Annotated in this window: 17 protein-coding genes; 2 read left to right on the top strand and 15 right to left on the bottom strand. The window is 60.5% G+C overall.

Annotated elements, in window-relative coordinates; translation table 11 throughout:
• Positions 1–40: 40 nt before the first annotated feature.
• From J7412_RS01060 to J7412_RS01025, 8 genes are all read right to left on the bottom strand, one after another.
• The gene (locus tag J7412_RS01060) at positions 41–1,288 is read right to left on the bottom strand and encodes an FAD-binding oxidoreductase (protein WP_209076222.1); all 1,248 of its coding nucleotides are present in this window, start codon (positions 1,286–1,288) and stop codon (positions 41–43) included.
• 84 nt (positions 1,289–1,372) lie between these two features.
• A complete protein-coding gene (locus J7412_RS01055; RefSeq protein ID WP_209076220.1) occupies positions 1,373–3,787 on the bottom strand; it encodes a response regulator in 2,415 nt (804 codons plus the stop codon).
• 25 nt (positions 3,788–3,812) lie between these two features.
• Positions 3,813–4,718: a phosphate/phosphite/phosphonate ABC transporter substrate-binding protein gene (locus J7412_RS01050; RefSeq protein ID WP_209076218.1), complete on the bottom strand. Its 906-nt coding sequence runs from the start codon at positions 4,716–4,718 to the stop codon at positions 3,813–3,815.
• A 303-nt stretch (positions 4,719–5,021) separates the two neighbouring features.
• Entirely contained in the window at positions 5,022–6,143 is a 1,122-nt protein-coding gene (gene ugpC, locus J7412_RS01045) for a sn-glycerol-3-phosphate ABC transporter ATP-binding protein UgpC (RefSeq protein ID WP_209076216.1), read from the bottom strand.
• On the bottom strand, positions 6,136–7,812 hold the full coding sequence (locus J7412_RS01040; protein ID WP_209076213.1) for an alpha-glucosidase family protein: 1,677 nt from the start codon (positions 7,810–7,812) through the stop codon (positions 6,136–6,138). Before J7412_RS01040 ends, ugpC begins: the two co-directional genes overlap by 8 nt.
• A 72-nt stretch (positions 7,813–7,884) precedes the next feature.
• Positions 7,885–9,048, bottom strand: coding sequence for a carbohydrate ABC transporter permease (locus J7412_RS01035; RefSeq protein WP_209076211.1), 1,164 nt, complete (start codon positions 9,046–9,048; stop codon positions 7,885–7,887).
• Between the two features lie 11 nt (positions 9,049–9,059).
• Positions 9,060–10,286: a sugar ABC transporter permease gene (locus J7412_RS01030; protein ID WP_209076208.1), complete on the bottom strand. Its 1,227-nt coding sequence runs from the start codon at positions 10,284–10,286 to the stop codon at positions 9,060–9,062.
• A 68-nt stretch (positions 10,287–10,354) separates the two neighbouring features.
• A complete protein-coding gene (locus J7412_RS01025) occupies positions 10,355–11,719 on the bottom strand; it encodes an ABC transporter substrate-binding protein (protein ID WP_209076206.1) in 1,365 nt (454 codons plus the stop codon).
• 204 nt (positions 11,720–11,923) lie between these two features.
• On the opposite strand from J7412_RS01025, the gene J7412_RS01020 reads away from it, so the two are divergent.
• Together J7412_RS01020 and J7412_RS01015 are read left to right on the top strand one after the other, a co-directional pair.
• Positions 11,924–12,976 carry a substrate-binding domain-containing protein gene (locus J7412_RS01020; protein ID WP_209076204.1) on the top strand — a complete coding sequence of 351 codons (1,053 nt, stop codon included), beginning with the start codon at positions 11,924–11,926 and terminating at the stop codon, positions 12,974–12,976.
• Position 12,977: 1 nt separating this feature from the next.
• Positions 12,978–14,306 carry a GH1 family beta-glucosidase gene (locus tag J7412_RS01015; RefSeq protein ID WP_209076201.1) on the top strand — a complete coding sequence of 443 codons (1,329 nt, stop codon included), beginning with the start codon at positions 12,978–12,980 and terminating at the stop codon, positions 14,304–14,306.
• On the opposite strand, the gene J7412_RS01010 is transcribed toward J7412_RS01015, so the two are convergent.
• From J7412_RS01010 to J7412_RS00980, 7 genes are read right to left on the bottom strand one after another with little or no spacing between them, the layout of a single operon-like run.
• A complete protein-coding gene (locus tag J7412_RS01010; protein WP_209076199.1) occupies positions 14,303–15,034 on the bottom strand; it encodes a copper homeostasis protein CutC in 732 nt (243 codons plus the stop codon). The genes J7412_RS01015 and J7412_RS01010 overlap by 4 nt on opposite strands.
• Complete coding sequence (locus tag J7412_RS01005) at positions 15,021–16,160, bottom strand: N-acetylglucosamine-6-phosphate deacetylase (protein ID WP_209076197.1); 1,140 nt, start codon at positions 16,158–16,160, stop codon at positions 15,021–15,023. The genes J7412_RS01010 and J7412_RS01005 overlap by 14 nt, the downstream gene beginning before the upstream one ends.
• Positions 16,157–17,386 carry a class II D-tagatose-bisphosphate aldolase, non-catalytic subunit gene (locus tag J7412_RS01000; protein WP_209076195.1) on the bottom strand — a complete coding sequence of 410 codons (1,230 nt, stop codon included), beginning with the start codon at positions 17,384–17,386 and terminating at the stop codon, positions 16,157–16,159. Before J7412_RS01000 ends, J7412_RS01005 begins: the two co-directional genes overlap by 4 nt.
• Positions 17,379–18,284: an ROK family protein gene (locus tag J7412_RS00995; protein WP_209076192.1), complete on the bottom strand. Its 906-nt coding sequence runs from the start codon at positions 18,282–18,284 to the stop codon at positions 17,379–17,381. The genes J7412_RS01000 and J7412_RS00995 overlap by 8 nt, the downstream gene beginning before the upstream one ends.
• Positions 18,281–19,342 carry an SIS domain-containing protein gene (locus tag J7412_RS00990; RefSeq protein ID WP_209076190.1) on the bottom strand — a complete coding sequence of 354 codons (1,062 nt, stop codon included), beginning with the start codon at positions 19,340–19,342 and terminating at the stop codon, positions 18,281–18,283. Before J7412_RS00990 ends, J7412_RS00995 begins: the two co-directional genes overlap by 4 nt.
• Positions 19,339–20,337 (bottom strand): SIS domain-containing protein, encoded by a 999-nt coding sequence (locus J7412_RS00985; RefSeq protein ID WP_247743715.1) that lies wholly within the window; start codon positions 20,335–20,337, stop codon positions 19,339–19,341. The genes J7412_RS00990 and J7412_RS00985 overlap by 4 nt, the downstream gene beginning before the upstream one ends.
• A complete protein-coding gene (locus tag J7412_RS00980; protein WP_209076187.1) occupies positions 20,334–21,470 on the bottom strand; it encodes a Gfo/Idh/MocA family oxidoreductase in 1,137 nt (378 codons plus the stop codon). The genes J7412_RS00985 and J7412_RS00980 overlap by 4 nt, the downstream gene beginning before the upstream one ends.
• Position 21,471 lies beyond the last annotated feature (1 nt).

Below are 21,471 nucleotides of genomic sequence, written 5' to 3'. Positions count from 1 at the left end.
TAAAACTTGAGACATCGCCCGCCACGTTGCGGGCGATGTTTCATGTGAAACGTTGCGGGTGGTAGGGTGCGAGGTCCATGTTGGGCGTTTTGCCGGTGATCAGATCCGCCACCAGACGTCCGGTTTTTGCACCGCCTGTGAGGCCGATGTGCTGATGGCCAAAGGCCGCAAACACACCGCTTGTGCCAATTTCTCCCAACATCGGCAGGCTATCCGGCAGCGTCGGGCGGAAGCCGAGCCACTCCTCTTCGCTGTCAGCTTTCAGATCAGGGAACACTTCTGCCACCTTGCGGCGCAGCAGCTTGAGCGGGGCTTTGGATTTCTGCTCTGACAGGCCGCCAAACTCGACAATCCCGGCGCAGCGCAGCCCCTGATCCATGGGCGTGGCCACAAATTTGGCGTCCGCGATCATCATCGGATTGTTGGGCTGCACCGACGGGTTGCGGTAGGTGACATGGTAGCCGCGTTCGACCTCCAGCGGCACAGTGAGGCCCAGTTTGCGCGCCAGATCCTTGGACCAGATCCCCGACGAAAGCACCGCGCGGTCACAGTCGATGCGGCCCTGATCGGTCAGAACGGCGGAGATTTCGCCCCCTGAAAGATCAAAATCCCGCACCTCCGCCTGCACAAAGCGGCCGCCCATGCCGGTTAATGTCTCCACCAGCGCTTTCACGTAAGACGCGGGGTTGAGGATATAGCCATGAGCTTTGTTGACCGCGAGCAGGCCGATGTCCCCGCCCAGAATGGGCTCCATCTCCCGTATCGCCTGCCCTTCGACGAGGTCGGGCACAAAGCCCATCTCGGCGCGCATGTCCCAGACGTAGCTGTCGGCGTCAAATGCGGCGCGGTCTTTATAGGCAAAGAGATAATCGGTGTCTTTGATCCAGCGCTCCGCTGCGGTGCCCGCGGCCAGCGCCTTGTGTTGCTCGACGCTGTCGCCGATCAGATCTGTCAGAGCCTGAGTGATACGGCGCACATGGGTGTCGCTGGAATATCCCATGAACTTCAGCAACCAAGGCACCAGCCGGGGCAGGTGGCCCCATTGCATGAAAAGCGGGAAATCAGGGTTGAGCAGGTAACCCGGCGCCCTTTTGGCCAGACCCGGTGTTGCATTGGGCAGGATCGCGCAGCTGGCCAACAGGCAGGCATTGCCAAAAGAAGCGCCCATGCCCGGCGCACCCTTGTCAATCAGCGTCACCTCACAGCCTGCGCGCCGCAGCCAAAGCGCCGTGGCCGCGCCATTGATGCCTGCGCCCACCACCACAACATGCTGTGTTGTCTTCGCCATGTTCCGCTCCTTGCAACTTCGCCGAGTGTTGCAGGGCAAAGAGCGGAATTTCAATAGCTTGCGCGTCTCAAGCGGCGATCAATCTCAAAGTTCGGCGATGATCTTTTTGAGCTGCTGAAGTTTGATCGGTTTGGCCATATGCGCATCCATCCCGCTTTCCAGACAGGCCTCCCGATCTTCAGGAGCGGAATGGGCTGTCAGCCCGACAATCTGGCTGCGGGCCGCACCTCCAAGCGCCTCAAGCGCGCGGATTTCGCGGGTTGCGTCCAGCCCGTTCATCACCGGCATGCTCACATCCATCAGCACCAGATCGGGGCGGTGTGTGCGGAACCGGTTGATCGCCTGTTCCCCGTCGTTGGCGGAGTAATGGCTGATCCCAAGCCGTGTGAGGAAGACCTCGATGAGTTTGCGGTTGGTTTTGTTGTCATCCACAATCAGGATCGTTTTGTCCTCAGGCAGCTCTGAAAGCTCCTGCGCGATGGGTTTGGGCGCGCCATTGGCGGCAAAGAAGGCCTTGGGGGCGGCGGCCTCTTCTGCGTCGATTTCATCCGGCACGAGGGCGGCCAGCAGTTTGGGTGTCAGAACAGGTTTCAGCAGTTCGGCATCGGCCTGCGGTGTTTTCACCTTGTCGGTCTTGAGCGCTTCGCTGATCGGTTTGACCACAATCAGACGCGCCTTCTTGCGGCCCTGCGCCGCCTTGAGCTCTGCAAAGAGCTTGGCCTGCTCCATATCGGGCAGGGAGGTTTCCGTGATGATCACCTCGTAGGGTTCCTTGGCCTCCGTGGCGGCGCGCAGGCTGCTGAGCGCGGCGGCGGCGGTCTCAAAGGTTTGCGCCTCAGCCCCCCATTGGCTCAAGGTTTCTTTGGTCACAAACAGCGCTGTGGGTTCGGATTGCAGAACCAGAACCCTGAGACCTTCCAGATCGACGCTGTCCTCGGAATGCAGCGGCGGTGGCGTGTCAGGCTTTTTGATCGGAATGGTGAATTTGAACGTGGTGCCTTTGCCAAGCTCAGAGGTGACCCAGATGCGCCCGCCCATGAGTTCGGTGAAGCCTTTGGCAATGGCAAGGCCCAGACCGGTGCCCTGATGGCGGCGGCTGTAGGAGCCATCCACCTGCGTGAACTGGTCAAACACGGTCTCAAGCTTGTCTTTCGGGATGCCGATGCCGGTGTCGCAGACATCCACCTGCATCACCTCGCGCCCGTCATCCTCTTTGAGCGTGGCGTTGATCAGCACATAGCCTTCTTCGGTGAACTTCAGCGCGTTGCCCACAAGATTGATGATGATCTGCTGCAGGCGCGAGTCGTCGCCCATCAGGGATTTGGGCAGCTCCGGCGCAACCCGTGTGATCAGATCAACGCCCGCCTGCGCCGCCTGAAAGGAGAGCATCTGCGCGGTGTTTTCGATCACGTCGCTGGGGCGGTAGGCCTCCTCGCGCAGGGTCATGTGATCGCTGTCGATCTTGGAGAAATCCAGAATGTCGTTGATGATCCGCAGCAGGGTGGAGCCAGAACTGTGGATCGATTCCAGCAGGTTTTGCTGATCCACCGACAGATCGGTGTCCGCCAGCAGCTCCGCCATGCCAAGCACCCCGTTCATCGGCGTGCGGATCTCGTGGCTCATGCGCGCAAGGAACTGGGACTTGGCCTTTTCGGCGGCTGTGGCCTGTTCCGCTGCGATTTGCAGCTCCTGGTTTTTGAGGTTCAGATCGCGACCCGACACCTCAAGCTTGGTCTGGGTGTCCTCCAGCGATTGCACCCAGGCGCGCAGGTTGCCCAGCATCAGGTTGAAACTGTTGGCGAGGCTTTCGACCTCGTCATTGGTGCGGATGACAATGGACTGATTGAGGTTGCCTTTGGCGGCGCGTTTTGTGGCGCTGTTCAGACGCGCCAGAGGCTCGGTCAGACGGCGCGACACCCAGATGCTCAACAAGACGCCGGTGAGGGTGAAAAACACCCCGAAAAGCAGGTTCCGGCGCAGCACAAGGTTCACTTCCCGGCTGGCAGGCTCCCCATCCAGATCAAAGCGGATCGTGCCGTAGTTCACATTGCCATAGATCACCGGCACCGCCACCTGAATGCGGTTGTCCTCGGAGATGATATTGGTTGTCTGGGTCTCGGTGGCCAGCGTGATCAGGGGATCTTCGACCCGGCTGAGAAAGAGCGCATTGGAATCCTCTTCGCCGTTCACCAGCAGATAGCTGTTTGGGTCGACAAACTTCAGGCTCAGGATGTCGGGCTGGCGCATCAGCTCCTGATAGATGATGTCGAGCTCCGCCGGACGCCCCTCAAAGAGGTAAGGCAGCGTCACTTCCTGGATCAGGATTCCCAGCGCGTCTGAGCGTTCCGAGAAACGCGTGCGCACCAGCTCCAGCTGGGTCAGGGTGTTGAGATAGATCAGCGTGGTCACAAAGGCACCGATCATGAGGCCGAAGTACAGCGTCATGCGACGGCCAAGGCCGTAGGTCATCGATTGCCATGTCTGGGAAAAATAGCTCAAAGGTCGTTTCTTCTCTGCGGACACGCTACTGTATCCCCGCCTTTTCGAGGTCGCTCAGTATTTTGTTGATCCTTTCAAACAGCCGATTGCGACCATCTGGAAAATCATCAAACGCGCTGGTGTTCTGCAGTTTTTTAAGCACGTTGCGACCTTCTTCTGACTCTTGCATGCCCAGCAACACAGAGCGTACGTCTGAGAGCGTGTCGGGGTTCAAACTCTCCCGATGCAACAACACCTGACGCGGAAACTTTGCGGAACTGGCGATGACGCGATACTCACCCGGACGCGCTGCGCGCAAGGCCTGAAACGCATCCAGATTGGTGGCCGCCGCGTCCACACGCTGGCTGGCGATCAGAAAAATGGTGTTTTTATCGTGTGAGGAGAACACGAAGTTCACTTCACCCTCTTCGGCAACTTGCGTCTGGTTCAGCTTCTCGCGCAGACGCAGGCCGTGTTGCACAATGATATGGGCGGGCAGCAGAAAGCCTGCGGAGGATTCCGGTTCGCTGAAGGCAATGGTCTTGCCTTCGAGATCGTCCAGCGTGGCGATCCCGCTGTTCACATGGGCAAGGATCACCGAAAAATAGGGACCTGCGGTTTCCTGATGGCGGCGCAGAAATGGCTGTGCGCCGGACATCTTGGCCACTTTGCCGGCCACAAGCGGACTGTCGATGAAGATGTCGACCTCGTTGCGTTTGATCGCATCCGCCATTTGATCGGCGCTCGACACCACCATCAGCCGCACATTGGTCACCGCGGTGCCGCGCATTTCTTCCTCAACATAAGCCGCGAAAGGCTCATATATCTTCATCTGCGCGCGGATGCCCTGGTTCATCGTGCCAATGGTCAACGTCTCCGCCACCGACATATGCGGGGCGCAGTGAACACCGGCGACAGCCAATGTGACGAACAACCTGATAAGACGCAGCATTGCGATAAACCCCAATGACTTAGATAAGCCGACAGATGGAACGTCTTGACGACTATTTAACAGAGGTAAAAAAACTGTTGATATTTGGGCGGTCTGCTAAATTCGTCAAAAATTTTTCGTAAGTTTGCACAGAGCCTGTGCTGCTCTGGTTGTGGCCCACTGAAATCCGGCGGCGCGATTCTTGCTGGGTGCGTTGCATCCCCCTAGTTTGCAACGATTTTGCGCACCACACCACTGTTTTGCGGCGGGTGCTGCAGGGGCAGAGAGCAACCCTAAAATGAGGGCCATGCACCTTGGCGCGGTTTAATGCGCCTTGGTTGTGATCGATTTGATCGGACGGTCGCGATAGAGAAGCGACTGCGTGTCGGCAAAAATATGCACCTTGGCCGGGTCTGCGGTCATGGACACCTGCTGTCCTTTGAGGTCGCGGTGAATGCCTTGAAGCTTGCCGATCACCGGATCCGCGTCACCTTGCGGCTGAAAATAGAGCAGGGTGACCTCTCCCAGAGCTTCGGTGATATTGACCGTGCCAGTGAAGATCGCGGGGCCGTCGGTGGTCACCAGATCTTCGGGGCGCACGCCGATGTTCACGGCACGCCCCATATCCTCAGCGCGCGACGGCACCGTCGATGTGGCGGTGCCACCTGCATCCAATGCCACGGTGGTTGTCTCGCCCGTGCCCGTGATTTTGCCGGGCAGCAGGTTCATGGCCGGAGAGCCGATGAACTGCGCGACAAATTCATTTTCGGGGCGCTCATAGAGTTCCAGCGGCGTGCCAACCTGCGCAATGCCGCCACCGGCCAGCACCACAATGCGCGAGGCAAGCGTCATCGCCTCCACCTGATCGTGGGTCACATAGACCATGGTGCTGTCAGGCATGCTTTCCTTGAGCTGCGCAATCTCGATGCGGGTGGCGACCCGCAGCGCCGCATCAAGGTTGGAGAGCGGCTCATCAAACAGGTAGACCTTTGGATCGCGCACAATCGAGCGGCCGATGGCCACACGCTGGCGTTGCCCGCCAGAGAGTTCTTTGGGCAGGCGGTCCAGCAGATTGTGCAGCTGCAGGGTTTTGGCGGCCTTCTCCACACGCTCGTTGATCTCCGCCGTGCTCATTTTCGCGATCTTGAGCGCAAAGGACATATTTTCGCGAACCGTGAGATGCGGATAAAGCGCGTAGGATTGGAACACCATGGCGATGCCGCGCTGGCTGGGCGGCACATCGTTGACCAATGTGCCGTCAATTTCCAGCGTGCCGCCGGTGATATGTTCGAGCCCCGCGATCATCCGCAGCAAGGTGGATTTGCCGCAGCCTGACGGGCCGACAAAGACGATCAATTCGCCTTTCTCGATCTCCAGATCGATTTTGCTCAATACATTCACCTGGCCATAGGACTTGGCCACATCTTTGAGAACCAGATCAGCCATGTCCGCTTTCCTCGCTGTTTTGCGCCGTGTTAGAGCCTGATGTGACCGCAAAGACCGCCTGCCATCCAGGCAAGGTGACGCTGTTGCCATCGCGGCTGACGGTGAAGGGGGCTTTGGCCTCCACTTTCCAGGCGCCGCTGGGCAGATCAAAACTTTGGTCTTTGTCAGACAGGTTGAAGGCACAGATCGCGCGGGTGCCATTGTGGCTGCGCTCAAACCGGATGTGGGTGTCATCGGCGTGGATCAGGGTGAAATCCCCCTTAGCCAGCGCAGGCACGGTTTTGCGGAAGGCAATCAGGCGGCGGTAGAAATTCAGCATGGAGCCGGAGGCGTCTTCCTGTGCTTCCACCGATAGCGCCAGATGTTCAGAGGCCACTGGCAACCAGGGCTTGCTGTCCGAGAAACCACCATTCTGATTGTCAGACTTCCACACCATGGGCGTGCGACAGCCGTCACGCCCTTTGAACTTAGGCCAGAAACGGATGCCATAGGGGTCTTGCAGATCGTCAAACGCCACATCGGCCTCCAGCAGGCCCAACTCTTCGCCCTGATAGATGCAGGCAGAACCGCGCAGCGACATCAAAAGCGCCGCATAGGTGCGCTGGGCCGCATCAGACAGCGCCCAACGGGAGCCGTGACGTTCCACGTCGTGGTTGGAATAGGCCCAGCAGCCCCAGCTGTCCTGAGAGAAACTTTCCGCCTTTTTCATCACCTCGGCAATGCGTGTGCCGGTGGGATGCACATGGCCCAGTAGGGCAAAATCATAAGCCATATGCAGCTTGTCCCCGCCGCCGGTGTATTCCGCCTGAATTTCGCTGCCACGATGGGAATCCCCCACCTCACCCACAGTGGTGATCGCGTCATATTCATTCAGCAATTCCCGCAGATCGCGCAGGAAGCCGAGGTTTTCCGGCTGGTTTTTGTCGTGCAGGTGATCCTGATGGTTGTAGGGGTTCACCGCTGGCGCGATATTGTCGTTGCGCTGATCCTCGGGCAGGGGCGGGTTATCGCGCAGCTCTGCGTCACAATAATAGAAGTTCACCGTGTCCAGACGGAAGCCATCCACACCACGCTCCAGCCAGAAGCGGGCCACATCCAGAAGCTCTTGCCGCACTTCTGCATTGTGGAAGTTGAGGTCTGGCTGCTCGGCCAAGAAGTTGTGCAGGTAATACTGCATCCGCGCAGTGTCCCACTGCCAGGCCGGGCCGCCAAAGATCGACAGCCAGTTGTTGGGCGGCGTGCCATCCGGCTTGGCGTCAGCCCAGACGTACCAGTCGGCCTTGTCATTGCTGCGATCTGCACGGCTTTCCACGAACCACGGGTGCTGGTCAGAGGTGTGGCTGAGCACGAGATCGATGATGATCTTGATGCCCAGCTCATGGGCCTTGGCGATCAGCGCGTCAAAATCCGCAAGCGTGCCAAACATCGGATCGACATCGCGATAGTCCGAAACGTCATAGCCAAAATCCAGCATCGGCGAGGTGAAGAACGGTGAGAGCCAGACGGCATCCACACCAAGGCTGGCCACATGCGGCAGGCGCTGCATAATGCCGGCCAGATCGCCAATACCGTCGCCGTTGCTGTCCTGATAGGAGCGCGGATAAATCTGATAGATCACCGCACCGCGCCACCAGTCTGGGTCTGTGATGAGAGCGGTGTCTTGGGTCATGTTCGGGTCCTGATATGTCATCGGGTCGTCCTAGGTCTTGGCGGCATTTCTGCCGTGTTAGGGTCTGTTTTGTTATTTCACGGAGCCGGCCAGCAGGCCGCGTACGAGATAGCGTTGCATGGCAAAAAACACGCAGAGCGGCGCCACAATGGAGACAAAGGCTGCGGTGGCGAGGATCTCCCAATTGCCGCCACGGGTGCCCAGCAGCTCGACAATCTGATTGGTCATCACTGTGGTGTTGCCGGTGGCGTCGATCAGGAAGACTTTGGCCACCAGCAGATCATTCCATGTCCAGAGGAACTGCAGGATCGCGAAAGAGGCCAGCGCAGGGAAAGACAGAGGCAGGATGATCTTGGTGAAGATCTGGAAATCCGTGGCCCCATCCACCTTGGCGTTTTCGATGATGTCTTTGGGCAGCCCCGCCATATAGTTGCGCAAGAGGTAGATCGCGAGCGGCAGGCCAAAGCCCGTGTGGGCCAGCCAGACGCCAAGATAGCCTTTGCCGATGCCGATATTGAGATGCAGCTTCAACAGCGGGATCAGCGCCAGTTGCAAGGGCACCACCAAGAGGCCCACCACTGTCGCAATCAACAGCACACGGCCCGGGAACTCCATCCACGCGAGCGCGTAGGCGGCGAAGGCGGCGATCAGAATTGGGATGATTGTGGCCGGAATCGTGACTGTCAGCGTGTTGAAAAACGCTTTGGCCATGCTGTCATTGCTGTTGCCGGAGAAAAGCACCTGATCGTAGTTCTCCAGCGTAAAGTCCGGCGGCAGGGTGGCGGTGATGAACACCCGCTGGCCACGTTTGCGCAGCTTCTCCGTGGAGGTGAAACGGTAGGTCCCCGCCGCGTCCATGGTGAAGGTTTTCTCGTCTCTGGAAAACGTTGCTGTGTCGCCCACCGCAAAGGCGTCCACCGCTTTGGAGGATACGCCAAACCGCGTGATGGTGATGCCCGGTGCGGGGCCGTCCTCAGCCTCGTCCAGCAGATTGCCCTCAACCACCCAGAGGTCGCCCTCCTGTGTTGCGGCCTCCGCCCCACCGGTGCGCAGCTGCACGACCTGCTCTGCCGAAAACAGGGATTTCCACCATCCCGAAGCAGAGATCTGATCTGCGGTGCGGAAGGAGGACACCAACAAACCAACGGTGGGGAAGAGCCACAGCGCCACAAGCAGCGCCACAGAGATATTCACTGCCCAGCTGAGACCGGATTTACGTCCTGCGATATTGTCCATGGTCTCTCTCCTCAGCGCAGTTCTTTGCGGGCCTGCACCACGTTCCAGATCAGGATCGGGGAGACGAGCAGCATGATGATGATGGCGCTGGCAGAGCCCACGCCCCAGTCATTGGCGCGGAACAGCTTGTCATACATGTAGTTGGCCAAGACCTGCGTTTCCCACTGGCCGTTGGTCATGGCGAACACGATGTCAAAGACCTTGAGCACGACCAGTGTGATGGTGGTCCAGACCACGACAATTGTGGGCATGATCTGCGGGACCTTGATCTTGAAGAAGATCTGAAACGGGTTGGCCCCATCCAGAATGGCGGCCTCGATGGTTTCTTCGGGAATGCCGCGCAGCGCGGCGGAGAGGATCACCATGGCAAAGCCGGTCTGGATCCAGATCAGCACCACCATCAGGAAGAAGTTGTTGTAAAACGGCAGGGTCAGCCAGGTCTGCGGTGCACCATATTCAAGTTCGGTGACAAAGACCGTCACCGCATTGCTGAGCGCGGTATAGGCAAACCACAGGCCAAGCGCCGCGCCAAACACACGCAGTGCTTTGATCAATACGGTGCCAGCGCTTTCAAACAGGGGGCGCAGCAGCAGATAGGCGACATAGGCCACGATTGCGGCAAAGCTCACCAGAAGCACCGCAGGCATCAGTTTCAGGATCAGAAAAGAGCCTATTCCACCTTCAAACTGCAGCCAGACCGCATTTAAGATGCCAATCTGCTCATTGCCCGCGGGGCGCGCATCATAGACCAGTTTGAAGATCACCGACGCGCCAACAAAGGAGATCGCCATCGGCATGAAGATCAGGGATTTGGCGATGTTGCCCCATTTGATGCGGTCGGTCAGCTGCGCTGCCAACAGGCCAAAGGCGGTGGAGGCAGCAGGCACCACAATCAGCCACAGCATGTTGTTGCGCATTGCCTCCCAGAATTTGGGTTCGGCAAACATCTGGCTGTAATTGGCGAGGCCGACAAAGGCCTCATCCTGCGTGCGGTCCGTGAGAGACAGCCGCAGCGTCTCGATCACCGGATAGCCGAGGTACAGCCCCAGCGCGAGGATCGCAGGGCCGAGAAACAGCCATGGGCGGATCATGTTTGCGCGGTTGATATTGCGCCCCGCATTGGGGCCCACCGGCGGAAACAGGACTTTATCCAGAAAGAGATTGGACAGGTAGAAATAGCCAAGACAGCCACTCACACCAATCGCAATGGTCACAAGACCAAGCAGGGCCGGAGACATGGCGCACCCCTTTTTTGAACTGTGCCGCCCCGACTGTGGGGCGACACGGGTTTGGCGTCAGAGCGCGCTTATTTCAGCGCGTCCCAGCTGTCCTGAATTTCGGTCGCCACCGTGGCTGCGTCTTTGCCGCCGGTGAAATCGACCATGCCGGTCCAGAAGGAGCCTGCGCCCACGCCACCTGGCATCAGGTCAGAGCCGTCAAAGCGGAAGGTGGTCGCATTCACCAGAATATCTGCCTGGCCGCGCAGCGCGTCGTTCAGGTAGGTCTCCGGATTCACGCTTTTCAGGGGTGTCAGGAAGCCCGACTGCGCGCCAAAGACTTCATGCGCCAGCGGCAGTTGGAAGAATTCCATCAGCGCGGTGGTGGCATCAGACGGATCGGTGATCGCCATCAATGTGCCGCCGCCCAGAACCGGATTGCCGAGGTCTTTGCCCTCATAAGATGGGAAGTAGAAGAAATCGACATCTTCGCCAAACTCGATGCCTTCCGGGAAGAAGGCTGGCACAAAGGAGGCCTGACGGTGCATGTAGCACTCTGCTGGGGCGGCAAACATGCCTTTCGGGCTGTCGCGGAAGTCGGTGGTGGCCACGGCACCCGCGCCGCCGGAGACCTTGGCGTCATCGCCCACAAACCAGCCGAACTCTTCAATGGCTGCCACCACGCGTTCGTCGTTGAACGGAATGTCGTTGGTGGTCCAGGCGTCATAAACATCGGCTGGCTGAGTGCGCAGCATGATGTCTTCCACCCAGTCGGTGGCGGGCCAACCGGTTGCCGCGCCCGATCCCAGACCGATGCACCAAGGGGTTTCGCCATCGGCCACGATCTGCTCGGTCAGTGCGCGCAGCTCCTCCATGGTTTCGGGCACCTCATACTCGGCGTCCTCAAAGTTTTCCGGCACATACCAGACCAGCGATTTTACGTTCACATTGTAGAAGAACCCATAGTGCTGATCAGCGCCGTCTTTGTCCGCATAGGTGCCAAGATCCACCCAGCTCTGGCCTGCGCCGTAGTTCTCAACGGTCCAGGGGGCCATGCTGGCGGGCAGCGGAGAGAGCAGGCCACGCGCGGCCATGTCTGCTGCGAGACCCGGCTGTGGGAACACGGCGATGTTGGGGGCGGAGCCCGCTTCGGCGTCGATCACGATCTGCTGCTCAAAGCTGTCAGAACCGGTGTAGATCGCCTCAGCGCCAGTGGCTTCGGTGAAATAGGCCAGCACGGAGCGGAATACGTCGTCCTCCGGCTGCAGCCAGGGACCGGCCACGGTCACGGTCTGACCGCTCAGATCCGGCGCGCTCTCGGCCCATGCGTTGTAGCTGTCCCAGCTGAATGCTCCCTCACCCGGCTTGAACTTCATGTGGCCGTGGCCGTCCGCCATTGCGGTGCCCGCCATCAGCGCCAGCGCGGCGGCGCTCGCATAGAGTTTCGGTGTCATGGATTTCCTCCCAGTTTCCATAATCTGTGGATAGATTACCAAAGCGCTTTGAATTTTGCAATGCGCTTGAAGTTGCGGCGCTTGTGCCAAAGAAATATATGATTTATGACTGTTTTCAGGAGGAATTCTTTGATGTTGATGCTGTTGGTAACACCGATAAAGTATCCATTATCAAAGCGCTTTGAGGAATAAACGTCAAAAATCATGAACCTGAAAGAGCTCTCAGAGAAACTGGGTCTGTCGCAGACCACAGTGTCGCGTGCGTTAAACGGCTATCCTGAAGTGCGCGAATCAACGCGGCAAAAGGTGCTGGAGGCGGCGCGCGCCCACAACTATGCGCCCAACACCCGTGCCAAAACGCTGGCGACCGGGCGGGCTATGACCATCGGTCACGTGCTGCCGGTGTCCAAGAAGCATGAGATGGTGAACCCGATCTTTGCGGATTTCATCGCCGGGGCGGGGGAGATCTATTCTGACAACGGTTATGATCTGTTGCTGTCGGTGGTGAATGACGAGGACGAAGAAGCCAGTTACCGCAAACTTGTTTCACGTGGAGCAGTGGACGGGGTCATCGTACATGGCCCCAAGGTGAATGACCGCCGCATCGCGCTGTTGCAGGAACTGGGTGTGCCGTTTGTGGTGCATGGCCGCTCCACCGAGGTGGCAGAGCGTTACAGCTGGGTGGATGTGAACAACAAGCGGGCCTTTCAGCGGGCCACCGAATTTCTGCTGGATCTGGGACACCGTCGCATCGCCTTGCTGAACGGATTGGCGGATATGGATTTTGCCACCCGCCGCGGCGCGGGCTATGTGGCGGCGCTGGACGGGCGCGAGGTGCCTGTGCGCCAGGAGCTGATCTTTCACGATGAAATGACCGAGAACTACGGCTATGAAACCTGCCGCAAAGCGCTGGCGATGGAGAAACCGCCAACCGCCTTTGTGGTGTCCTCGATCATCCCGGCCATTGGCCTGCGCCGCGCGCTTTCCGAGGCCGGGCTGAAGATGGGCCGCGATGTCTCCGTGGTGATCCATGACGATGCGCTGAGTTACTTTGGCAACGAAGGCGATGTGCCTGCTTTCACCGCTGTGCGCTCTTCGGTGCGCGAAGCCGGGCGCAAGGTGGCTGGCACGCTGATCGATATGATTTCCAAACCCGGCAGCGAGCTGCGTCAGGAGATGCTCGAAGCAACCCTGACCGTGGGCCAATCCACCGGGCCAGCCCCGGCGGTGCGACAGGTTCTGGCACAGGAGGACTGAGATGATCACCCACAAGCGCTCCGACTTTCCCGAAGGGTTTCAATTTGGCGTGGCCACATCGAGCTATCAGATCGAGGGCCACAGCTTTGGCGGCGCGGGGCGCACGCATTGGGATGATTTTGCCGCCACACCCGGCAATGTGGTGCGGGCCGAAAATGGCGCGCTGGGCTGTGACCACTACAACCGTCTGGAAGAAGATCTCGATCTCATCGCCGGGTTGGGGGTGGACACCTATCGCTTTTCCACCAGCTGGGCGCGGGTGCTGCCCGATGGGCGTGGTACACCCAATCAGGAGGGGCTCGATTTTTATGACCGACTGGTGGACGGGCTTCTGGCGCGCGGCATCAATCCGGCGCTGACACTCTATCATTGGGAGCTGCCCTCCGCCCTGGCCGATCTGGGCGGCTGGCGCAATCGCGATATTGCGGGCTGGTTTGGCGACTATACCGACACGCTCATGCGCCGGATCGGGGATCGCGTTTGGTCGGTCGCGCCGATCAACGAGCCCTGGTGCGTGGGTTGGCTGAGCCACTTCATGGGAGCACATGCGCCGGGGCTGCGCGACATCCGCGCCACCGCACGCGCCATGCATCATGTGCTTCTGGCCCATGGCACGGCCATTCAGGTGATGCGCGGCCATGGCATGAAAAACCTCGGTGCGGTGTGCAATTTTGAATGGGCCACGCCGCTGGATGACAGTGCAGAGGCCGCGGCCGCCGCCGCGCGCTATGATGCGATTTACAACCGGTTCTTCCTCGGCGGGCTGTTCAAAGGCGAATATCCCGCATTGGCGCTGGAGGGCTTGGAGCCGCATCTGCCGCACGGCTGGCAGGATGATTTTGAGGTGATCACCACGCCCGTGGATTGGAGCGGGCTGAATTACTACACCCGCAAGCTCATCGGGCCGCAGGATGGCCCGTGGCCGCGTTATAGCGAGCACACCGGCGATCTGCCGCTGACCTCAATGGGCTGGGAGATCTATTCCGACGGGCTGCGTGATTTCCTGATCCGCATGGCGCGCGAATACACCGGCGATCTGCCGATCTATGTGACCGAAAACGGCATGTCTGCGCCGGATCACCTCACAGATCGCGGGGTGGTGGAGGATCCGCACCGCATGTCTTACCTCAATAGCCATCTTTCCGCGGTGCAGGACGCGCTGGCCGCAGATGTGCCGCTGAAGGGCTACTACATCTGGTCGCTGATGGACAATTACGAATGGGCGCTGGGCTATGAGAAGCGTTTCGGCCTGATCCATGTGGATTTTGACAGCTTTGCGCGCACGCCCAAGGCCTCTTATCACGCTTTGGCACAGGCGCTGCGCAGCTAGTTCCGCGTCGCAAGCTGATCCAGCTCTTTCCGGAAGGCAGAAACGGTGGCGCGGTCTGTCACGCGCTGCGTCTTGGCAAAGCCAAATTGATGCAAATCTGCAGCCACAGGCATGTCTTTCGCGCAAGAGCTGTGAAAGGATGTGATGCCGGTCGTTGCTGCGATTTCAGCCAAGTTAGAGACTGAAACGCCGCTGCCCGCCATGATCTCGATCCGCCCGTTTGCCGCGTTTTGCAGCTGTGAGAGCTGCGCCAACCCGTCAATCGCCTTGGGCGCTCCGCCGGAGGTCAGGATGCGGTCTATGCCTAGGGAGATCGCCTGCTCCATGGCCGCGATGGGATCCGGCAGCAGGTCGATTACACGATGCAATGTGACCTCCAACCCGTCGGCGGCGCGCATCAGGGTGCTGAGCGTTTTCAGATCAAGCACGTCCCCTTCGCGTGCGCCGATAACCACCCCTGCAAGACCTGCCTCTTTCATCGCATGAATACTGGCGCACATCGCCTGTGTTTCTGCCACATCATAGCAGAAATCTCCGGCGCGGGGCCGGATCATCACATGGCTTGGCAAGTCGCTCTGCGCCGCCAGCGCTATCAGCCCGGGATCGGGTGTCAGGCCCCCCAGTTCCAGCGCGCTGCACAGTTCGATCCGGTCCACCAAGCCGGCGCAGGCATCCAACCCGGCAGGGCTGTCGATACAGACCTCAAATGTGAACCTATTCCGCCGCATCTGGGGCTTTTGGCGCGGTGAGAACTGCGGCAAGCGTGCCGGTCACAGCGTGGTCTTGATCCAGCAGGATCAGATCTTCGACAGGGCGGTTGAGCGGGCTTGCGAGCGCCTCCAGCCCCATGCAGGCCGCAGGGGTGGTGATCGCCATGCGCAGGGCCGCTTCCGGTGTCAGCCCGATCTTTGAAATCAGGCGCTGCACACCCTCGGCCTGAGTGATATGCGCCCCGGCCAGGCCGCCCTGACGGTTGATCAGACGCCCGTCGCGCAGCACAACCTCATGGCCATAAAGATCAAACCGGTCCGGCCCGCCAACCGTGGCCATGGAATCTGAGACCAGCATCATACGGTCCGGCACCGGACGTGCGCGCAGGGCAAGCCCCACCATGCTGTCAGCCACATGGAAGCCGTCACAAATGATCCCGGCATACAGCGATGAGTTGATCACCGCGCCCACCACGCCGGGTTCCCGGCTCGTCATCGGGGACATGGCGTTATAGAGATGCGTGGCGCAGCTTGCGCCCGCCGCAATCGCTGCCTCAACCTGTGCTGCCGTGGCATCGGTGTGGCCCAGCGACACAACAACGCCGATCCCCGCCAGCTCGGAAATCTGCTCAAGCGTCGCGGCCTCTGGCGCCAGCGTCATCATCACCGGAATGCCGATCTCGCGCAGATGGCGCACCACATTCATCGTGCGCGTATCAAGCGGGCGGATAAAGCTGCCCTCATGGGTGCCTTTGCGCGGCTCGGCAATATGCGGCCCTTCGATGTGCAGCCCCGCAACGCCCGGCAGATCTTTGGCCGCGACAATGGCATTGGCAGCATTTTCAAGCACTTCGGGGCGGTCGGTGATCACCGTGGGCAGGATCGCAACCGTGCCGAACCGCCGGTGCGCGGCGGCGATGGTGGCAATGGCCTCGCGCGTGGGCGTGGCGTTTAACAACACGCCGCCGCCGCCGTTGACCTGCAAATCCACATAGCCCGGTGTCAGCGTGCCGCACAGCGGCGTGGCCCCCGCTGGCGCCTTGGCGATCTCTGTCACAACGCCGTTTTCCACACGCAGGGCCATGCCTGTGCGCAGGTCTTTGCCGTCAAACAGGTGATCGGAGGCCAGCCATTGCGTGCTCATGATGTCACCTCAAGAAAATAGGGATCCAGCGCCAGCTCGATCTGTGCATCCACCAACCGCTGCGCCTGCGAGCCGCTGAGCATCTCGGCGCGGGCCAGCGTGGTCTCGTCAAAGGCCGCACGCAGCGTGGCGTCCGGCAATGCGGCGGGGAGATCGTCAAACAACGCGGTCACAGCGGCCACCGCTTTGGGCTGGGGCCAGTAATAACGGATACGATCTGCCAGCCCGAAATGGCGCTGCTGATAAAGCGCCTCCTCGGCCCCATGATAGTGCCCCTGCCAGTGTTTTGGCGTTGCCAACATCACGTCTTCCATTGCCGCCTGCAGCGCGCCTTTGGTGCCGCGCAGACTGTCCAGCGCGTAAAGCGCTTCGCGGTATGCGAAGGTCAGCGCCGGGCCGACCTTTTGGAACGCAAAGCCCAGCTCTGCAAGCCGGTGAAACACCTCCGGATGCTGATAATCCGTGGAATGCGCCTCAACGCAGACATTTGGCGCGTCTGCGAGTGCGGCGACAAAGCCCGGATCGCGCGTCAGTGGCATGTGATGCACCTCGGTCGGGCTGAATTCGACACCAGGCTGCACCACCAATCCGCCAATCGCAGGGGCCAGATCGCCGAAGGTCTCGATATGCATCGCCAGCGTCTTTGCGGCGTCTGCGGCATTGGTGGGTGGAATGTCTCCGTCCTCATCCATGCGCGCGCCGCCCGGCGGGGGCACTTCGGTTCCAACCACAAAGAGCAGATCGTCACCCGCCTCTGCGCAGACCCGCGCCAGATCCGCAGAGCGGCTGGCGGTTTGATCGTCATTAAGCTGTGCCGCTTCGCCTGCGCAGCCTTCAGAGCAATCCAGATGGATCTTGCCAAATCCGGCTTTCACATAGTCGCGCACCAAGACGCGCGCCTTTTCCATGGCCGCCTCAGCGGGCATGGCGCGCCAGGCCTGCGGGCCTAGGTGGTCGCCGCCAAAGATGATGCGCCCGCGGTCTACACCCGCGCCGTCAGCAATGTCGTGCACATAGCGGATGAAGCCTTCCGGCGTGATTCCGGTATAGCCGCCATCCTGATTGACCTGATTGGAGGTGGCTTCAATCACCACTTGCTGATCCTTGCGCTCCGCCAGCGCGAGTGAGGCGCGCAACACATCCGGATGGGCAGAGCACACCGAGGGGATGGCCACCGGCGCGCCGCCGCGGTTTTGGGCGATGATTTTGCGCAGCACATCAGTCATTTTGTGTCTCCTGCCAGGCGGCATAGGCTGCGCCGCGCGCGCCGCTGGCGTCTCCGCCCTGCGCCAGTACCAGTTTTGCGGCGAGAAAATCGCCGATCTGCGCATCCTGCGCGGCGGCTGTGATGTCTTCGATCACGCCGTCGATCCGGCTCAAGCCGCCGCCCAGCACAATCACGTTAGGGTCCACCGTCAGGGTCAGCCCGTGGATCATCTCGGCCGCAAGGCTGGTCCAGACTTTCCAGACCCGCGCCATATCGCCCATGCGCCGCGCAGCGATCTCGGGTGGGGAGAGGTTCTGTCCGGTCAGATGCTCCGCCAGCAGGCTCAGGCCGGGGCCCGCAACATAGGTTTCAATACAGCCCTGACGGCCGCAGCCACAGCGGTGGATCGGCAGCCGGTAACGGCTCACGATATGTGCGGGCGCGGCGATGTGGCCAAACTCACCCCCGGTGAGGGTTGGCCCCTGTAGTAGTGACTGTTTCACCACAATTCCGCCGCCAATGCCTGTGCCGATGATCAGCGACATCACCGTGTCATGGCCCCGACCCGCGCCAAAAATTGCTTCGGAAAGCCCTAGCGCACGGCAGTCATTCACATAGGTGATCGGACGTCCCAGCGCGGTGTTCAGATGGGTGGGAAACGGATGGTCCGTGGCGGGCAGATTGGCGGTCAGCGCCAGGCCGGTCTTGGGGTTGATCAACCCCGCCGCGCCAACGCCGACAGGCACGGCCATGCCTGCCTCAGCTTCGGCCCAGCGGGCCTGATCCACCACGGTGGCCACCAGATCTTTGTAAGACTTGGGCGTGGGGGCACGATGGCGCGCGACCTCGCTCCAGTCTTCATCAAACAGGCGCACCTCACATTTGGTGCCGCCCAGATCGATGCCGGCGACGGTCATGCGTCTGCTCCCTCGCCAACCCCGTGCAGGGTCACCCCGGCCACCACGCGGCTGAGCGTGCCTTGGCCTGTGAAGGGATCATCCACATTGAGGCTCAGGTCTGCCGCCCATTTGACCCCGTCAATCTGGGAGGCGGCGATGCACAGCGGTGCGGCCCAGGCGGTGCCAAAGGGCATGGGGATGTCGATATCGCCCCCCGGCCCAATCTCTGTCACCCGTGCGTCAGGGAACTGCGCGCGCAGCTCGGCCACAAGATCGGTATCATAGGCGCGGGTTGGTGATTGCGGGCTGGAAAAGACGGTGATCGCGGTCTCCCCGCGCACAAAGGATTTTGGCCCGTGGCGGAAGCCAAGGCTGCTGTCCCACAGTGCGGGCGTCTGCCCGGCGGTCAGCTCCATTACCTTGAGGGCCGCTTCACGTGCCGCATAGGTCAGCGGGCCGGAGCCCACATAAACCGCGCGCTCGGGACGCGGCGTGCCAAACTTTGGCAACAGCGCGTCGAGCTGATCCGCGAGCGCATCAAAGCGCGCAGGCACATCACAGGGCGCATCAAACAGGGCAAGCGCGGTCAGCAGCATGGTGGAAAAGCTGCTGGTCATGGCAAAGCCGGCGTCATGGGTCACTTCGGGCAGGTTGATCACCTTCAATGGTCCGGGCGCTGCGCGGGTCGCCAGCGCGCCGTCGGGGTTGCAGGTGATGTGTAAACGCGGCGCATCCGGCGCCAAAGCATCGAGCGCATCCAGCGTGCCGAGGCTTTCGGTGGAATTGCCGGAGCGGCCAAAGCTCACCACCAGCGGGCGGTTGCCATTCAGAAAGGCGCGCGGGTTGGCCACCAGATCGGTGGAGGGCACAGAGCGCGTGCCCGGCACGGCGGCGGCGATGATGTCGCCGATATAGGCGCTGGTGCCTGCGCCGCAGAACCAGATTTCCTCCGCCGCCTGCTCCGCAATCCATGCGCGCAGACCAGCGACATCCAGCGCGGCCCCCCAGGCGCGCCAGACGGCGGGTTGTTGGTGAATTTCGCGCCAGGTGGCCCAGGTGTTCAGAGAGTCGGTCATGTGGTTTGGGTCACTTTCGAAAGCGTTTCCGGCGCATCGGGGTTCAACCCCAAAGCCAGCGCGGTTTCAAGGATCACGGGATAGATCAGCGCCAGCAGATAGGCGGCTGCGGCGGCAGGTATCAGGGGCGCGTCGATCAGCTCGGAAACCCTCAGCCGATGCACATCACAGCCGACCGCGCCAAAGCGCGCCTCTGCCTGATCCAGACTGTCCTGAATGTCGGCCTGTCCGGTATCAAGGATCAGTACCATCAACGGGTTGGTCGCCAGTTGCAGCGGGCCATGCAGCACCTCGGAGGCGGAATAGGCCTCAGCATGCAGTGCGCAGCATTCCTTGAGCTTCAGCGCCACCTCATGGGCAGCCCCAAAGCCGGTGTCGCGGCCAATCACATAGACGTTGCGCGCGCGCAAAAAAGCCGCACGGATGCTGTTTGCGTTTGGCAATGCCGTGGGCGCATTTTTCAGCGCTGTTGCGGCGCTTGATGCGTCATATATAGGTTCTATTCCAGCCAAAAGCGACATCCCCGCGGCGATCGATCCCACCACGGTTTTGGTTGCCGGTACCGCGTTTTCCGGACCTGCACCAATCGGCACGGTGACCTCGGAAACCTGCTCCACCGGGCTGTCAGGCTGATTGGTCAGCGCCAGCACCTTGGCCCCCCGCGCCCGCGCACCTTTGGCGCTGCGCACAAGGTCTTCGCTCGCGCCGGATTGGCTCACCACCAATGCGGCGGTGTCCTCCAGCTGTACGCCCGCGCCAATCGAGAAGACCGAGGGCGGCAGCGAGGTCACCGGCACGCCCAGCACCCGCATGAACTCATAGGAGAGAATATTGGCCGCTGCATCCGAGGAGCCGCGCGCAATCGTGTAAAACGCCCGCACATCGCCCATTTCGGGCAGGGTCACCTCCTGGGTGGCCGCGCGCGCAAATACGCTGAGGGCTTGGGCGCTTTCCTGCGCCATCCAGGCGCCGGGAACATCCGCTTTCATGGTCATGTCCGCAATCCAAATGTGTCAAACTCGGCCCAGGTCGGGGCCATATCAATCATGCTGCCGTTGATGCGCGCCTCATCCAGCGCCATGGCCACCAGCCCGGCCTCAAGCGCGTCCACCACACCCACCGGCAAGCTGTCGCTCTCGCCTTTCAAAAAGGCCACGATGTCATCCACCATCATGTGATCCGCACCGTAATGCGCAGAGGCGCGCGCGGCTTCCATCTGGGTGTAATCGTGATCGGCAATCACAGTGCCATCCCGCGCCGTGGCCCTGACAAAGCCGCGCATAAAATCGCCCTCAATCATGCCAAGCGCGCCCATCACACAGAAGCGGCGGTGCTCATCGGGCACGTTGATATTGGTGTGAAAACTCATCGACGCGCCGCTTTCGTAGTGCAGGATCGCGGTCTGATGGTCGATGATATCCCCATCGCTGTGAAACGGATCCTCCACGCTTTGCCACACGCTTTTCTTGCGGTGCATGATCTCGTTTTCAGCGTTAGACGTGGGGGCGAAATCCGGCACAAAGGAGCGCCGGCCCCCGAAGCTCGCCACCCGGTTCGGGCGAGAGGCCGTCACCATGTTGTAAATGTCCAGATCGTGGCAGCATTTTTCCAGCATGAAGCCGCCAGACCAGCGCACCATCCGCCGCCAGTCCCGCATGAAAAACGCCCCGTGATACGGCGCGATATGTTCGCTCGCTTCGATCGAGGTGATTGGCCCGATCTGATCCAGCACACGGCGCAGATCCACCATATGTTGCGAATAGCGCAGCACCAGCCCAACCATCACACTGTCTGTGCCATGTTCTGCCAAAAGCGCAGCCAGCTCCATGGTCTCCTCTTTGGTGGTGACCACGGGCTTTTCGGTGAAAATCCGCACCCCGGCAGCCAGCCCCGCCTTGATATGCTCCAGATGGAAGCTGTTGGGCGAGCCGACAAAGAAGAGGTCTGGCGACGCCTCAGTGAGCATGGTCTCCACGTCGTCAAACCGCGGCACATCGGTGCCGATCATCTCCAGATGGGTGGGCTGGGGATCATAAAAGCCGACAAATTTGACCTCGGGCATGGCTTCTTTCAGGATGGAGAGCACATGCCCCGCCCGAAGCCCGATCCCTGCTGTCACAACACGCATG

The organism is Shimia sp. R9_3 (assembly GCF_017743755.1).
Classification (GTDB): domain Bacteria; phylum Pseudomonadota; class Alphaproteobacteria; order Rhodobacterales; family Rhodobacteraceae; genus Shimia.
The sequence above is the reverse complement of the archived record's forward strand: the minus strand, read 5'-3'. Positions and strand labels throughout refer to the sequence as shown.